The 15,168-nt window shown below is 68.1% G+C and carries 16 protein-coding genes; 11 read left to right on the top strand and 5 right to left on the bottom strand.

Annotation, left to right across the window (positions count from 1 at the left end; translation table 11 throughout):
• Positions 1 to 41 precede the first annotated feature (41 nt).
• The 3 genes from ppc to ACFXN1_RS04555 all read left to right on the top strand — a co-directional run bounded on the left by ppc (position 42) and on the right by ACFXN1_RS04555 (position 3,826).
• Positions 42 to 2,804 (top strand): phosphoenolpyruvate carboxylase, encoded by a 2,763-nt coding sequence (gene ppc / locus ACFXN1_RS04565; protein WP_379436621.1) that lies wholly within the window; start codon positions 42 to 44, stop codon positions 2,802 to 2,804.
• Between the two features lie 198 nt (positions 2,805 to 3,002).
• Positions 3,003 to 3,359: a metalloregulator ArsR/SmtB family transcription factor gene (locus ACFXN1_RS04560; protein ID WP_354837038.1), complete on the top strand. Its 357-nt coding sequence runs from the start codon at positions 3,003 to 3,005 to the stop codon at positions 3,357 to 3,359.
• Positions 3,359 to 3,826, top strand: a complete 468-nt coding sequence (locus ACFXN1_RS04555; RefSeq protein WP_379436620.1) for an SRPBCC domain-containing protein — start codon at positions 3,359 to 3,361, stop codon at positions 3,824 to 3,826. The genes ACFXN1_RS04560 and ACFXN1_RS04555 overlap by 1 nt, the downstream gene beginning before the upstream one ends.
• Positions 3,827 to 3,853: 27 nt before the next feature.
• Here the strand turns inward: ACFXN1_RS04555 and ACFXN1_RS04550 are convergent, their stop codons facing one another.
• Entirely contained in the window at positions 3,854 to 4,705 is an 852-nt protein-coding gene (locus ACFXN1_RS04550) for an SDR family NAD(P)-dependent oxidoreductase (RefSeq protein WP_379436619.1), read from the bottom strand.
• Positions 4,706 to 4,791: 86 nt separating this feature from the next.
• Here ACFXN1_RS04550 and ACFXN1_RS04545 point away from each other — a divergent pair, with 86 nt between their 5' ends.
• Positions 4,792 to 5,604, top strand: coding sequence for a helix-turn-helix domain-containing protein (locus ACFXN1_RS04545; protein WP_379436618.1), 813 nt, complete (start codon positions 4,792 to 4,794; stop codon positions 5,602 to 5,604).
• Between the two features lie 204 nt (positions 5,605 to 5,808).
• On the opposite strand, the gene ACFXN1_RS04540 is transcribed toward ACFXN1_RS04545, so the two are convergent.
• Together ACFXN1_RS04540 and ACFXN1_RS04535 are read right to left on the bottom strand one after the other, a co-directional pair.
• Complete coding sequence (locus tag ACFXN1_RS04540) at positions 5,809 to 6,777, bottom strand: sigma-70 family RNA polymerase sigma factor (RefSeq protein WP_354837030.1); 969 nt, start codon at positions 6,775 to 6,777, stop codon at positions 5,809 to 5,811.
• Positions 6,778 to 7,215: 438 nt separating this feature from the next.
• Positions 7,216 to 8,733 (bottom strand): methyltransferase, encoded by a 1,518-nt coding sequence (locus ACFXN1_RS04535; RefSeq protein WP_379436616.1) that lies wholly within the window; start codon positions 8,731 to 8,733, stop codon positions 7,216 to 7,218.
• A gap of 213 nt (positions 8,734 to 8,946) precedes the next feature.
• Between ACFXN1_RS04535 and ACFXN1_RS04530 the strand changes: the two genes are divergently transcribed.
• The 7 genes from ACFXN1_RS04530 to ACFXN1_RS04500 all read left to right on the top strand — a co-directional run bounded on the left by ACFXN1_RS04530 (position 8,947) and on the right by ACFXN1_RS04500 (position 13,624).
• Positions 8,947 to 9,285: a DUF485 domain-containing protein gene (locus ACFXN1_RS04530; RefSeq protein WP_379436614.1), complete on the top strand. Its 339-nt coding sequence runs from the start codon at positions 8,947 to 8,949 to the stop codon at positions 9,283 to 9,285.
• Positions 9,282 to 10,895 carry a cation acetate symporter gene (locus ACFXN1_RS04525; RefSeq protein WP_379436613.1) on the top strand — a complete coding sequence of 538 codons (1,614 nt, stop codon included), beginning with the start codon at positions 9,282 to 9,284 and terminating at the stop codon, positions 10,893 to 10,895. Before ACFXN1_RS04530 ends, ACFXN1_RS04525 begins: the two co-directional genes overlap by 4 nt.
• A 232-nt stretch (positions 10,896 to 11,127) precedes the next feature.
• A complete protein-coding gene (locus ACFXN1_RS04520) occupies positions 11,128 to 11,439 on the top strand; it encodes a hypothetical protein (RefSeq protein WP_379436612.1) in 312 nt (103 codons plus the stop codon).
• On the top strand, positions 11,436 to 12,230 hold the full coding sequence (atpB, locus tag ACFXN1_RS04515; protein ID WP_379401593.1) for a F0F1 ATP synthase subunit A: 795 nt from the start codon (positions 11,436 to 11,438) through the stop codon (positions 12,228 to 12,230). Before ACFXN1_RS04520 ends, atpB begins: the two co-directional genes overlap by 4 nt.
• 49 nt (positions 12,231 to 12,279) lie before the next feature.
• A complete protein-coding gene (locus ACFXN1_RS04510; RefSeq protein WP_040810042.1) occupies positions 12,280 to 12,537 on the top strand; it encodes a F0F1 ATP synthase subunit C in 258 nt (85 codons plus the stop codon).
• 8 nt (positions 12,538 to 12,545) lie between these two features.
• Positions 12,546 to 13,052 (top strand): F0F1 ATP synthase subunit B, encoded by a 507-nt coding sequence (locus tag ACFXN1_RS04505; RefSeq protein ID WP_379463488.1) that lies wholly within the window; start codon positions 12,546 to 12,548, stop codon positions 13,050 to 13,052.
• Complete coding sequence (locus ACFXN1_RS04500) at positions 13,049 to 13,624, top strand: hypothetical protein (protein WP_379436611.1); 576 nt, start codon at positions 13,049 to 13,051, stop codon at positions 13,622 to 13,624. The genes ACFXN1_RS04505 and ACFXN1_RS04500 overlap by 4 nt, the downstream gene beginning before the upstream one ends.
• 84 nt (positions 13,625 to 13,708) lie before the next feature.
• Here the strand turns inward: ACFXN1_RS04500 and ACFXN1_RS04495 are convergent, their stop codons facing one another.
• Both ACFXN1_RS04495 and ACFXN1_RS04490 read right to left on the bottom strand, forming a co-directional pair.
• Positions 13,709 to 14,452, bottom strand: a complete 744-nt coding sequence (locus tag ACFXN1_RS04495) for a VOC family protein (protein ID WP_379436609.1) — start codon at positions 14,450 to 14,452, stop codon at positions 13,709 to 13,711.
• Positions 14,449 to 15,087, bottom strand: coding sequence for a GlxA family transcriptional regulator (locus tag ACFXN1_RS04490; RefSeq protein WP_379463487.1), 639 nt, complete (start codon positions 15,085 to 15,087; stop codon positions 14,449 to 14,451). Before ACFXN1_RS04490 ends, ACFXN1_RS04495 begins: the two co-directional genes overlap by 4 nt.
• Positions 15,088 to 15,168: the final 81 nt, after the last annotated feature.

The following is a 15,168-nucleotide window of genomic DNA, read 5'->3' as shown; positions in this document are numbered from 1 at the left end:
GCCCGGGACACCAGAAGCAGTGCTTCGGAGAGGTGAACGTAGTGCAGGCAAACCAGATCGAGACAGCGACCGCGCCACTGCGCGACGACATCCGGTTCCTCGGCGGGATCCTCGGTGACACCATTCGCGACCACGAGGGTGCGGAGATCTTCGACCTGATCGAGCGGGTCCGGGTGGAGGCCTTCCGGATTCGCCGGTCCGAGGTGGAGCGCAGCGCGGTCGCCGACATGCTGCGCGATGTCGACATCCGCACCGCCATCCCGGTGATCCGCGCCTTCAGCCACTTCCTGCTGCTGGCCAATCTGGCCGAGGACCTGCAGCGGGATCGGCGGCGCGCGGTGCACGTGGCGGCGGGGGAGCCGCCCCAGGAATCCAGCCTGGACGCCACCTACTGCAAGCTCGACGCCGCCGGACCGGACGGGGATGTGGTGGCCGACCTGCTCGCCGACGCCCTGGTGTCGCCGGTCATCACCGCGCATCCGACCGAGACCCGGCGTCGCACCATCTTCGATGTGCAGGCCCGGATCACCGAGCTCATGCGGCAGCGGCAGCGCTACAACAAATACGAGCCGGAGTTCGCCGAGCTCGAGGTCGACATCCGCCGGCAGGTGCTGCAGCTGTGGCGGGCGGCGCTGATCCGGCTGGCGCGCCTGCGGATTCAGGACGAGATCGAGGTCGGGCTGCGCTACTACGACCTGACGCTGTTCGATGTCATCCCGCGCATCAACGATCAGGTGCGGGCCGCGCTGCGATCGCGGTGGCCCGGACACGAACTGCTGGCGCGCCCGATCCTGCGGCCCGGCTCGTGGATCGGCGGCGATCGCGACGGCAATCCCTTCGTCACCGCCGACGTGGTGCGGCGGGCCACCCACCGCGCGGGTGCGGTCGCCTTCGACCGGTACCTGAAATCGTTGCTGGAACTGGAGAAGACGCTGTCGCAGTCGGCGCGACTGGTGCCGGTGACCCCGGAGCTGTCGGCCCTCGCCGACGCCGGATTCGACGATTCACCGCAGCGCGCCGACGAGCCGTACCGCCGTGCCCTTCGCGGTATCCGTGCGCGGCTGAGCGCCACCGCGTGCCGGGCGCTGGGGGAGATCCCCACGGACGGTATCGATGTCGGCGCGCAACCGTACGCCGGGCCCGCCGAGCTGCTGGCCGATCTGGGCGTGGTCGACGCGTCCATGCGCGCATCCGGCGACGGGCTGCTGGCCGATGACCAGCTGGCCACGCTGCGGGCCGCGGTGCAGACCTTCGGGTTTCATCTGCAGGGCCTGGACATGCGCCAGAATTCCGAAACCCACGAGCAGGTCGTGGCCGAGCTGTTCGCCTGGGCCGGAGTGCATTCCGACTACGCCTCCCTCGACGAGGCGCGGCGGGTCGAGCTGCTGTCCGCCGAATTGACCACGCGCCGGCCGCTGGTCGGGCCGAACGCGGCGCTGAGCGAGCTCGCTGCCAAGGAACTCGGAGTGGTGCGCGCCGCCAAGGCCGCGCTCGACGATCTGGGCCCGGACACCGTGCCCAACTACATCATCAGCATGTGCACCTCGGTGAGCGACATGCTCGAGGCCGCCCTGCTCCTGAAGGAGGCGGGCATTCTCGATCCGGGCGACGCGGACACTCCGCCGTCCAGTCCGGTCGGGGTGGTACCGCTGTTCGAGACGATCGACGACCTGCGCGACGGCGCCGAAATCCTCGGCGCCGCACTGGAAGTGCCCGCCTATCAGCGGCTGGTGGCCGCGCGCGGCATGCAGCAGGAGGTCATGCTCGGCTACTCCGACTCCAACAAGGACGGCGGGTATCTGGCCGCCAACTGGGCGCTGTATCGCGCCGAGCTGAACCTGGTGGAGGTGGCCCGCAAGACCGGAATCCGCCTGCGGCTCTTCCATGGTCGCGGCGGCACCGTCGGCCGCGGTGGCGGCCGCAGCTACGACGCCATCCTGGCCCAGCCCGCAGGTGCGGTGCGCGGTGCGCTGCGCCTGACCGAGCAGGGCGAGGTCATCTCCACCAAGTACGCCGATCCCGGCACCGCCTACCGCAATCTGGAGGCGCTCGTCGCGGGCACCCTGGAGTCCACCCTGCTCGATGTCGAGGGCCTGGGCACGGATGCCGAACCCGCCTACGAAATGCTGGACGAGCTGGCCGAATCGGCCCGCGCGGCGTACTCGAAGCTGGTCCACGAGACCCCCGGCTTCGTCGACTACTTCCGGGCCTCCACCCCGATCGCGGAGGTCGCCGACCTGAACCTGGGCAGCCGACCCGCCTCCCGCAAGCCCACCAACTCCGTCTACGACCTGCGCGCCATCCCGTGGGTCATGGCCTGGAGCCAGTCCCGCGTCATGCTCCCCGGCTGGTACGGCACCGGCACCGCGTTCGAGCAGTGGATCGGCGACGACCCGGCCCGCCTGGCCGCCCTCTCCGACCTCTACCGCCGCTGGCCGTTCTTCCGCACCGTCCTCTCCAACCTGGCCCAGGTGATGGCCAAGGCGGACATGGACATCGCCGCCTCCTACGCCGGCCTGGTCCCCGATAAAGCCCTGCGCGACACCGTCTTCCACATGATCTGCGACGAGTTCACCCGTACCGCCCGGATGCACGCCGCCATCACCGGCACCGACGAACTCCTCGCCGACAACCCGGCCCTGGCCGAGTCCATCCACAACCGGTTCCCGTACCTCGAACCCCTCAACCAGCTCCAGGTCGAACTGCTACGCCGCCGCCGGGCCGGCGACACTTCCGAACTGGTCGAGCGCGGCATCCTGCTCACCATGAACGGCCTGGCCACCGCACTCCGCAACTCCGGTTAGCCGCACTCGGCCCTGGCTCCCTCGACCACGGGTTGCGGCGGTGGCGGCGGCAGCATCGGCACCGGCAGTCTCGGGTTCTGAGTTCCGTCGTGTCGTTTCGATGGCCACGGTGTCCGACTCCGTGGCCATCTTCCGGTCAATTGGGTAGGAGAAATCCTACGGTTGACGGGTAGGTGGTTTCCTACCTATCGTGTGGTCATGCCGTACCGCTTGAAGTCCGGGACCGCCGATCGGGTGTTCGGGGCGCTGGCCAATCCGACCCGGCGCGACATTCTCGAGCTGCTGCTCGAGGGGGAACAGTCGGTGCAGGTGATCGCGGAGCGCTTCGATATGGCGCGGCCCAGTGTGTCGGAGCATTTGAAGGTGCTGCGGGATGCGGGGCTGGTGGCCGAGGACAAGCGCGGCAGGCAGCGGTTCTACCGGGTGGAACCCGAACCGTTGCACGACTTGCAGTCCTGGCTCGATCCGTTCGAACGGTTCTGGCGGGCCCGGCTGCGCGACCTGGGCGCGGTGCTGGATGCCATGCCCGACGATCCCGAGGAGAAGGACCGATGATGACCGACGACATCACCACGATCGAACTCGATCACTACTACCCGCATCCGCCGGAGAAGGTGTGGCGCGCGCTCACCACGCCGGAACTCATGGGGCAGTGGATGATGCGGCCCATCGGTTTCGAGCCGGTGGTGGGCACGGTCTTCGAGATGAGGACCCAGCCCATGCCCGGCCAGAACTTCTCCGGCGAGATTCGCGGCGAGGTGCTGGAAGTCGTTGCGCCGCAGCTGCTCAGCGTCAGCTGGAACGACGCGAAGTCCGATCGGGACAATGGCTGGGTGATCAGCTGGACCCTGCGGCCGGAGGGGCACGGCACCCGAATCCTGTTCAGCCACCGTGGTTTCGATCCGGAGGACCCGGTCATGCAGCGGGCGCGCAGCATCATGGGTGGCGGCTGGAAGGCCATGCTGGACCGGCTGGAGTCCGTCCTCGCGGACGCCGCGCCGGTCCAGCAGACCCCGGATTAGGCCCGGGAATGGCCGGGGCCGGGGTCGTCAGGCCGTGAAGGCGTCGGTGTGGTCGCGCACCCAGTCGGCGTAGCCGCGCGGCGCGCGGCCGAGCACCCGCTCGACATCACCGGTGATGATGGCGTTCGCGCCTGCGGCCACGTAGGCCTGACCGGCCAGCGCGCCGGCCGCGAATTCCTCGGGCATGCCCGCCCCTCGCATGAACTCGCGTGCCGCGTCGTGCGGAATATCGGTGACCTCGATCGGGCTGCCGAGCGCGGCGGCGAGGACGTCGGCCTGCTCGCGCGTGGTCAGCCAGGCCGGGCCGGTGAGCGTGAGCACCCGGCCCGAATGCGCGTCGGAGAGCAGCGCTTCCACCGCCACCGCCGCGACGTCACGCGGATCGACCACACCCTGCGCTCCCGTGCCGGTCATATTCGGCACCGGCTGCCCCGCCTTGATCGCTGCGCTCCAGCTCAGGGTGTTCGACGCGAAACTGCTGGGCCGCAGGATGGTCCATGCCACGCCGCTGTCCCGGACCGCCCGCTCGCCGGGCGCGTGCCAGGTGCCGACCCGGCCCAGATCGGGGTCGCCGGTGCCGATGGCGGACAGCTTCACCAGGCGCTGGACGCCCGCGTCGCGGGCCGCCTCGATCAGCGCGCGATCCAGTTCGACATAATCGGGTCCGAGCAGCCCGACGAGGAACGCGGCTTCGGCCCCGCTGAAGGCCGCGGCCATAGAAGCGGTGTCGGCGTAGTCGCCGCGCACCACCTCGACGCCGTCGGGGACCTGGGCGCTCTCCGGATTCCGGGTCACCGCGCGCACTTTCACCCCGCGCGCCGCCAGCTGCCGGACGACTTCACTTCCGATGGTGCCCGTGGCACCGGTGATAACGATCATGGGAATCACCCTGCCGACCCACCCCCGTCCGGCTATAGGAAAAACCGGCACACCCGCGACCGCCGAAGCTGCCTAGAGTTGATCGGGTGACCACTACGCAAACCCTGGCTCCCGTCGTGACCGCCGAGGATCTCGAACGCCGCCTGACCCCACCTGCCGCGCTGCGTCCGTGGATCACCGAGATCGCCCACATTCCGACCGTCCACCCCGGGTCCGCCGCCTTCACCCACATTCCCCAGGCGGTCATCTCGATCGTGCTGCGCACCGAGGAATCCGGCCGCCGGGACGCGTGGGTGCTGGGCCCGCGCACCCGCGCCACCTACTCCAGCCCGGACACGGCCGCGGGCTGCACCCGAATCCGCCTGGCTCCCGGTGCGTCCCAGTCCCTGCTGGGCATCGCGGCCGCCGAGCTGACCGACCGGATCGCCGTGCTGTCGGACCTGCCCGGCCCGGTCGCCGATCTGACCGACCGGCTGCTCGAGCTCGATCCCGACGAGGTCGCCCCCTTCCTGGAAGCCGTGCTCCCGCACCGTCTCTCGGAGGATTCGGTTCGCCGTGACCACCGCCGGCTGCTGGATTCGGCGGTCGCCGCCATGGATACCGCCGGCCCGGTCACCGCACTGGCCGCGGACCTGGCCGTCTCCGAACGCCAGCTGCGCAATCTGTTCGCCGCCGGAATCGGCGTGTCGCCCAAGCACTATGCCCGCATCACCCGGGTTCGTCAGGTCCTGGCCGCCGCGGGCAATACGCCGTGGTCACACGTGGCCACGGCCTCCGGCTACTACGACCAATCCCATATGACCGCCGATTTCCGCTCCCTCATGGGCGTTCCGCCCACCGCCTACTTCCGCGGCGACATCCCGGCCCCCAGCCCCTGCCAATCCCTGACCCGGCTCTGAGCCCTGGGCTGCAGGGGAAGCCGTTGCCCGGCAACCGCACTCGCATCGGAGGACCCGGGGCATGGAAACGCCGGCCGACTCTGCGCGCCCGGAGGGGACGTTCGGGCAGCGGAATCGGCCGGCGGGATCGGGCCAGCGCCTCGAAAGTGGCCCGACGATCAATGGTGCGGAGCCGGGCAGGGGGACCGGCTCCACGGGTGTGAACTAGCTGGCGTAGGCGCGCAGGCGGTCGGCGCGCTCGCCCTTGCGGAGCTTGGACATGACCTCGCGCTCGATCTGGCGGACGCGCTCGCGGGACAGGCCGAAGAGCTTGCCGATCTGGTCGAGGGTGCGCGGCTGGCCGTCGTCGAGGCCGTAGCGCAGGCGGATGACCTGCTGTTCGCGCTCGTCGAGGGTGGCCAGCACGCTGCGCACGTCGCGGTGCAGCAGACCGGCGATGACGGCGCTCTCGGCGGAGGTGGCCTCGGAGTCCTCGATGAAGTCGCCCAGCGGGGCCTCTTCGTCATTGCCGACCGGCATGTCCAGGGATACCGGGTCGCGGCTGTGGTCGAGCAGGTCGGCGATCTTGTCGACCGGGATGCCCGATTCGTTGGCCAGTTCCGCATCGGTGGCCTCCCGCCCGAGCTGCTGGTGCAGCTCCCGCTTGATGCGGGCCAGCTTGTTCACCTGCTCGACCAGGTGGACGGGGAGACGGATGGTGCGGGACTGGTCGGCCATGCCGCGGGTGATGGCCTGACGGATCCACCAGGTGGCGTAGGTCGAGAACTTGAAGCCCTTGGTGTAATCGAACTTCTCCATGGCGCGGATGAGACCCAGGTTGCCCTCCTGGATCAGGTCCAGCAGCGGCATTCCACGACCGGTGTAGCGCTTGGCGAGGGAGACCACGAGGCGGAGGTTCGCTTCCAGCAGGTGCTGGCGGGCAGCCTGACCCTCGCGAACCAGGATCGCCAGATCCTTCTTCTTCGCGGCGGACAGACGCTTGCTCGTCTCCAGCAGGTGCTGAGCGTAGAGGCCCGCCTCGATGCGCTTGGCCAGCTCGACCTCGTCGGCCGCCGTCAGCAGCGCCGTCTTACCGATCCCGTTCAGGTACACACGTACCAGGTCGGCGGCGGGGCTCTGGGCGTCGAGGTCTTGTTCGCTGGTGCGCACGTCAGTGGTGGCGGGGCTTGTCATGACTTGCCTCCTGTCGGTGGTGTCTCGCTCCGTTCAACGGACCCGACTTCAGGAAAGTTCCCCGCCAGACCACCGGTAAACCGCGCCTGATCTGCGGTTTTTACGGCGCACGGCTGAGAAGTTCCTGAGAAGCGCGCATCGCCGGGAACACGCGCCACCGGCGGACGACCCTCGGTGACCGGGTGGTTGCCCACCGCCGCGCCCGAACTTCCTGACGCGACAAGCGAATACGTGTGTACGGGCCTTGCCCGGACGTCGTGATTCGAGCACGTACTTGAACGAATCGCGGCTCGGGCGCATTCCCGCGCCCGCCCGTATCGGTATCTGGGCGACACGTGATCGTGACGGACCTCACCGCCCGTCAGCGGCGGTTTCCAGCGGAAATACCGACGGCCGCCGGGGCAGGCCCGGCGGCCGTCGGCGGGGGAGAGCCCTCGCTCAGCGCGGGTGAACGAGACCGTGCCGGACCAGTCCGGCCACCACGGTCATCGCCGCGCTCTCGAAGTCGGGGGTCGCGGCGTCGCCGGTTTCGCCGAAGGCCAGCAGTTCGAGGAGTTCGCGCAGTGGGAGGCCGTCGGGGCGCATCCCGGCCAGCAGTGCGGCGGTGGTGTCGTCGACCTCGTGCTGCCAGCGCGGGCCGTCGCCGCGGTGCAGCCGGGCCACCGCCTGCGCCCAGCCCGCGTCGCCGGGGAGATAGACGCGTTCGAGCGCGGTGGCCGGATCGACCTGGTAGCGCGAGTCGAGGAGGAGGTCGGGATCGGCGGCCGCGGCGCGCAGCCAGGCCGAGCGCTCGAAGTAGGCGATGGCCTCGGGGCCGAGCGGGTCGTCGAAGCTGTGGGTGAGGTCCTCGGCGAGCAGTTCGGTCGGGCCGTCGGTGGCGCGCAGGTAGACGAAACCGAAGCCGATGCCCGCGACATCGGCGTCACGGAAGGCGTCGAGCCAGCGTTCGGCGCGGGCCTGGGCGGCGCCCTCGCGCGGATCCAACCCGGCGTCGCGCAGCCAGGTACCGACGTAGAGGGCCGGATCGGCGATGTCGCGCTGCACGATCCAGGCGTCGATACCGTGGTCGGGCAGCCAGCTCGCGACGCGGCTGCGCCAGTCCTGGCCGTCGAGGTGCACCCAGGAGGCGAGCAGTGCCGCGGTGCCGCCCGGGTTCAGCAGGTCCGGGAGGCCGGAGATGACGAGTTCGCTCGCGCCGTCGAGGGCGAGGCCGGAGTCGCGGTAGGTGTGCTCGACGCGGGCCGGGCCGACCACGAACGGGGGATTGGCCACCACCTGGTCGAAGCGGCGGCCGGCCACCGGTTCGAACCAGGAGCCTTCCAGCAGTTCGATATCGAGGTCGTTGAGCGCGGCGGTGGCCTCGGCCAGCCAGAGGGCGCGCTTGTTCACGTCGGTGCCGGTGACGGTGCGGCCGTAGGCGGCGGCGTGCACGGCCTGCACGCCGCAGCCGGTGCCCAGATCCAGGACGGTGCCGACCGGGCGGGTCGGGGTGGCGCGCAGCAGCGACAGCGAGGCATGGCCGACGCCGAGCACGTGATCGGCGTCGAGGCTGCGGCGGCGCATGGAATCGTCGAGGTCGGACAGCACCCAGCGGGTGCCCTCGCCGAGATCGAGGGGACGCAGATCCAGTGCGGCGCGGACCTCGTCGCCGTCGCGCTCCAGCAGCCCCGCCGCGGTGGCGCGGTCGATGCTCACCGGCGAAAGGGCTGCTGCCGCTTCACGTTCGGGGACCGGATCGCCGAGCAGCAGCAGGCACACCAGGGTGCCGAGCTCGCCGAGATCGGCGGCGGCGCGGCGGACGGGGACCGGTTCACCGCGGCCGAGTGCGGCGTGGGCGGCGTCGCCCAGCGCCTCGAGCAGGGTGTCCGCGTCGTAGCGGACGCGGGTCAGCGCCGCGCGTAGGTCGGGCGCGAGGTCGGCGAGCAGGGACGAGGTGGTCGTCTGATTCGTCGGCATGACATCGAACTCTGCCACCGCAACCGATGGGCATCCGGCAGCGGGCCCGGTTTGCCCGACCGGATCGCGGGGGAACCGGTTGGTAGCTGGCCGCCGGACCCAATGAATTTCGGCTCACTTATCGATGAATTTGCGATCTCACCTGCGGTTATTCGACCCGCTCGCAACTACCTTCGTTGCTACTGTGACCGGGATCACCAGGAGGTATCGCAGTTGACAACTGAATCCCAGACCGGCCGTCCGGATCCCGACTGGACCGAGGTCTACGACAGCCCCGAGTTCCAGCGCCTGCGGCATCGCTTCCGGCGCTTCGTCTTCCCCATGACCGCTCTGTTCCTGGCCTGGTACGCGCTGTACGTGCTGCTCGCCGACTACGCGCACGACTTCATGTCGCACAAGGTGGGCGGGAACATCACCGTCGGGCTGATCTTCGGCCTGCTGCAGTTCCTTTCCACCTTCGTCATCACCGGCCTCTACGTGCGCTACGCCGACCGCACCCTCGACCCGATGGCCGAGCAGATCCGTGCCGAACTGGAAGGACCGACCCGATGACCGTGTATCTGGCAGCGGCCGTGGAGGGCAGCCGGCCCGGGCTCAACATCACCATCTTCGCGATCTTCGTGGTCATCACGCTGGGCATCGTGGTGTGGGCCAGCCGCGACAACCGTACGGCCGCAGACTATTACGCCGCCGGGCGCGCCTTCTCCGGGCCGCAGAACGGCATCGCCATCTCCGGCGACTATCTGTCGGCCGCCAGCTTCCTGGGCATCGCCGGGGCCATCGCGGTGTACGGCTACGACGGCTTCCTCTATTCCATCGGGTTCCTGGTGGCCTGGCTGCTGGCGCTGCTGCTGGTCGCCGAATTACTCCGCAATACCGGCAAATTCACCCTCGGTGACGTGCTGGCCTTCCGGATGCGGCAGCGGCCGGTGCGGGCGGCGGCGGCCACCTCCACGCTGGCGGTGAGTCTGTTCTATCTGCTCGCGCAGATGGCCGGAGCGGGGGTGCTGATCTCGCTGCTGCTGGGCGTATCCGGTTCGGCGGGACAGAACCTGGTGATCGCCGTCGTCGGTGCGATCATGATCGTCTACGTGCTCGTCGGCGGTATGAAGGGCACCACCTGGGTGCAGATCGTCAAGGCGGTGCTGCTGATCGGCGCGGCCGCGGCCATGACGGTGTGGGTGCTCGGGCGCTACGACTTCAATTTCTCGAGCCTGCTGCACGATGCGGTGAACCATGGCGGCAAGACCGGCGCGAAGCTGCTCGAGCCGGGCTTCAAGTACGGCAAGAACGGCACCAGCAAGCTCGACTTTCTTTCCCTGGCACTGGCTCTGGTACTGGGGACGGCGGGGTTGCCGCACGTGCTGATGCGGTTCTACACGGTGCCGACGGCCAAGGAGGCGCGCCGGTCGGTGGTGTGGGCGATCGGCCTGATCGGGGTCTTCTATCTGTTCACGCTGGTGCTCGGGTACGGCGCGGGCGCGCTGGTGGGGCCGGAGAAGATCGCGAAGGCGCCGGGCAAGGAGAACGCGGCCGCGCCGCTGCTGGCCCTGGAACTGGGCGGGCCGGTGCTGCTGGGATTCGTTGCGGCCGTGGCGTTCGCGACGATTCTGGCGGTGGTCGCGGGCCTGACCATCACGGCGTCGGCGTCCTTCGCCCATGACGTGTACGCCAATGTCATCAAGCGCGGGAACAGCGACAGCAGGGACAGCGAGGTGCGGGTCGCGCGGATCACCGCGGTGGTGATCGGGGCGCTGGCCATTGTGGGCGGCATTCTGGCAAAGAATCAGAATGTGGCGTTCCTGGTGGCGCTGGCCTTCGCGGTGGCGGCCTCGGCAAACCTACCGACCATTCTGTATTCGTTGTTCTGGCGGCGCTTCAACACTGCCGGCGCACTGTGGAGCATCTATGGCGGACTGGCCGTCACGATCGTGTTGATCGTGTTCTCCCCGGCGGTCTCCGGAGCTCCCACCGCGATGATCAAATCCCATGACTTCCACTGGTTCCCGCTCGCCAACCCGGGGTTGGTGTCCATCCCGGTTTCGTTCGCTCTGGGCTGGCTGGGAACCGTGCTGTCGAGGGAACATGACGATGTCAAGTACGCCGAGATGCAGGTGCGGTCGCTGACCGGCACCGGAGCGGAAAAGGCTGTGCAACACTGACGTCCGAATAAAGTGGCGGAAAGTTCGCTGAAAAGCGTTTCGGAATTTCAAGATCAACAATTTGAAGATCAAAAATACTGCCCCGCAACGAGGTTGGGCTGTGTATGCTATTGATCATGCACGGCCCCACTACGAGGTGGGATGACGGCGAGGCGGTGTCGTATTGGACCTCAACAGGCTACGGATGCGTAGAGCGAGTGCTATTGCAATCGCTGTCGGCATACTGGCATTGATGGTCACAGGGGCGTTCGATCGATTGTTGCTGGGTGTTTTCATGGCCACCGGTCTGACGCTCGGCTGGGTGAACGCCCGGCTTACCTGGATGTCCATCGTGCGCATCACGGATGCGGAAACACCCAGCAAACAGAAATTGGCGCTGTCCTCGGCGTCGCGGTTGCTCATTCTGACCGCGTTGTCGATTGTGGTGGCATTCCTGACCCGGCCCTACGGCGTCGGAATCTTCTTCGGGCTGGCGGCCTTTCAGCTGATTCTGGTACTCCATACCGCTCTGCCCGAGGTGAAAGGGCTTCGACAGCAGTCATGAGCATTCCCGTCGCTTCCCTCGCCCATTCGTCGGCGCCGGCGCTGCTGGCCGCCGAGGATTCCTCGGGGGAGTCCAAGATCCATGTCGGCGACCACGCCCAGGCGCATCTGCTGGGCATGACCTTCAATGTGGACACCATCGTGTCCACGGGGGTGGCCGCGCTGATCGTACTGGGCCTGGCCTTCTACCTGCGTGTGAAGATCACCTCCGGGGTGCCCAACGGGGTGCAGCTGTTCTTCGAGACAATCACGGTCCAGATGCGCAGCCAGGTGGAGACTGCGATCGGTATGAAGGTCGCGCCGTTCGTGCTGCCGCTGGCGGTCACGCTGTTCACCTTCATCCTGCTCTCGAACTGGTTGTCCGTCTTGCCCGTTCAGTACGGCTCGGGGGAATTGATCGCGCCGCCGGCGTCCGATTTCAATTTCACGCTGTCGCTCGCGTTGTTCGTGTTCCTGCTCTATCACGCCGCGGGCGCGTGGCGGCGCGGCCCGGGCGGGCACGTGAAACAGTTGCTGAAGGGCCACACCGGCTGGGGCCCCATGGTTTTCATCAATGTGGTCGAGGAAATCGCCAAACCGCTGTCGCTCTCGTTGCGACTGTTCGGCAACATGTTCGCGGGCGGCGTCATGGTTTCGGTGATCACGTTGTTCCCCTTCTGGATCAGCTGGGGCCCGAATGCCATCTGGAAGCTCTTCGACCTGTTCGTCGGAGCCATTCAGGCATTCATCTTCGCTCTGCTGACCATCCTCTACTTCAGCCAGTCGATGTCGCTGGAGAGTGAAAACCACTGAGCGGCTTCAGCTGTTCAGCGCTATAACCCTTTGTCAAAGGAAGTGAAAAATGGCAGACCCAGCAACCGCGAGTATCGTCCAGGGCGCTCTCATCGGCGGCGGCATCATTCTGGCGGGCGGTGCCATCGGCGCGGGTATCGGTGACGGTCTGGCCGGCGCCGCTCTGATCAACGGTGTCACCCGGCAGCCGGAGGCGGAGGGCCGCCTGCGCGTGAACTTCTTCCTGACCGTGGGTCTGGTCGAAGCGGCATACTTCATCAATCTAGCGTTCATGGCATTGTTCGTATTCGCTACTCCCGGTAAGTAGACGTCATCATGTCTCCCAGAACGGATGTGGAGGCCGCGGGGAACTTCCTGGTTCCCAACGGCACCTTCTTCGCTGAGTTATTGATCTTCCTGGTCGTGCTCGGAGTCATCTGGTTCTTCGTGGTTCCGCCCATACGAAAGGTGCTGGCGGAGCGGGAGGCACGTGTCGAGGTCACGACGGCGACCGCCAAGGAAGCCAGCGAAACCTTCGCCGAGGCCGAGGCGCGCTACGAGTCCGCGCTCGAGAAAGCCCGTACGGAAACGGCCGACATCCGCAACCAGGCCCGGGCTCAAGGGCGCGCGATTCTCGAGGAAATGCGCGGCGAGGCACAGAAAGAGGCCGACCAGATCGTGGCCGAGTCCACGGCGCACCTCCGCGCCGAGGCCGACCAGGTCGCCGCCGAACTACGCGAAGCCGTCGAACCACTCGCTCAGGACCTGGCCGGCCGGGTCCTGGGTGGGAACGATCGTGCCCGGACCAGCGCGGGCCAGCAGAGAGGACGGGGGTCTGCATGATCCTCACCGATACCCATCTCGCCGAGGGTATTTACAACATCACCTTCGATTGGCCCGTCTTCTTCAGCCAGCTGTTCGGCTTCGCTGTCATCGTGTGGTTCTTCGTGAAATACGTTGTGCCACCGGTGAAGAGGATCATGAACAACGCTCAGGACCAGATCCGGCGGCAACTCGAGGAGAGCGAGGCGGCGGCGCAGCGACTGGCCACCGCCAAGGCTGCCTACGACAATGCCCTCGCCGAGGCGCAGGCCGAACTCGACCGCATGCGCGAAGAGGCCCGGGCCGACGCCGACCGCATCATCGTGCAGATGCGCGAGGCCGCCGCGGCCGAGGTGGAGCGGGTGCGCAAGCAGGGCCGCGATCAGATCCTGCAGTACCGCAGGCAGATGATCCGCGACCTGGAGCAGGATCTGGCCGCCGCCATGCTCGCTCTCACCGAGGAGAAGGTGCGCGAGCAGATCGGTTCGCCCCAGGCGCGGGCCGACAGCATCGAGAAGTTCCTCGAGGACCTCGAGGCGCTGGCCAACTCCGGCGAAGCGGCACGCCGCCAGCCGCAGACCGAGCGCAAGTAGCAGGTTCGGCTACGTCGAAGCCCCTGCGTGCTTCCCGGCTCCTAGGAGCCTCGGAGCATGCGGGGGCTTCGGCGATCCCGCGTCTCAGGCCGGCCGGCGGCCGGTCAGGCAGTAGGGCTGGCCGGCGGGGTCCGTCATGACGATCCAGTACTTGCCGAGTTCGGCGCGGTGTGCGCCCAGCTGCTCGTGCCAGGTCGCCGTGGCCTCGATGTCGGTGCAGGCGATGTCCGGGTGCGCGGACATGGGGCGGTCGTCGCCGAGGCGTTGCAGCAGCAGGTCGATCGGGAGGCCGGGACGCGCGGAGAGGCGGGCGAATTCCGGCAGGGTGCTGGGGCGCCAGGACCATTCGGTCAGGTCGGTCCAGAAGCGGGCCTCGGTCCCGTAGTCGCTCGCGCCGATGTCGAGGCAGATCTGGTCGAGCCGGCTGCGGTCGCCGGCGGGGCCGGTCACGGTCGGGGTGAGCGGGCCTGCGGAATCGCGGAAAGGCGTGAAGCAGAAGGGCATTCCGGCGGGGGAGTGCAGGACGGCGTACCCGATGCGCGAGGTGAGGATGTAGTCCGCGGCGAGAGTGGCGCCCAGCTCCTGGGCACGGTCGGTGGCCGCGCCGACATCGTCGACGTCGAGGTCCAGATGTACGCGCGCGGGGCCGCCGATCGCCTGCATCTTGACCGTCGCGGCCCCGGAATCCGGTAGCAGCGTGACGAATTCGTCGCGTTCGCCCCGCGTCGCCGAGAGCTCGGTGCCGGTGACCGTGGTCCAGAATCGGGCGCTGTCGTCGAATTGTGCGGCGGGACGGTCCAGGAAGGCCCACATCCAGCGAATCGTCATGCTGTCTCCAGGGTTTCGCGCTTGCGGAAGGTCTTGCGGTAGGTCAGCGGCGGCACGCCCAGCTCCAGGCGCATGTGGTGGCGCAGCGAGGCGGAGGTGCCCATGCCCGCACTGCGTGCCACCTCGTCGACGGTCAGGTCGGTGGTCTCCAGCAGGTGCCGGGCGTGCCGGACCCGCTGCTGCAGGATCCACGCGCCCGGCGCCATGCCGGTCTCGGCCTTGAACCGGCGGGTGAAGGTGCGCACGCTCATATGAGCATGCGCGGCAAGGGAGTTCAGGTCCAGCTCGCGGTCCAGACGGTCCAGCGCCCAGCGGCGGGTGGGCGCGGTGCCCTCGCTGCCCGACTCCGGGACCTGCCGCTCGATGAACTGCGACTGCCCGCCGTCACGCCAGGGTGGCACCACGCAGTAGCGGGCCGCGCCATTGGCGGCGGCGCTGCCGTGATCGGTGCGGATCAGATCCAGGCACAGATCGATGCCGGCCGCCAATCCGGCTGAGGACCAGACGTTTCCGTCCTGCACGAACAACAGGTTCTCATCGAGCAGAACCTTCGGGTAGAGGGCGCGGAACCGGTCGGCGAACTGCCAGTGGGTGGTGGGGGGGGGGGGGGCCCGCAGGACCACCCCCCCAGCCACAAAAAAAACAGTGCAGGCGGAAGAGAGAAAGGGGGCCAACCAGACGGTTGTCAACCCCTCCCCCCCCCCCGGGGGTAGCAC

It is taken from the genome of Nocardia sp. NPDC059154, from assembly GCF_042755705.1.
GTDB lineage: Bacteria > Actinomycetota > Actinomycetes > Mycobacteriales > Mycobacteriaceae > Nocardia.
Note: the sequence above shows the minus strand (reverse complement) of the source record. Positions and strands in the feature narration are given on the sequence as shown.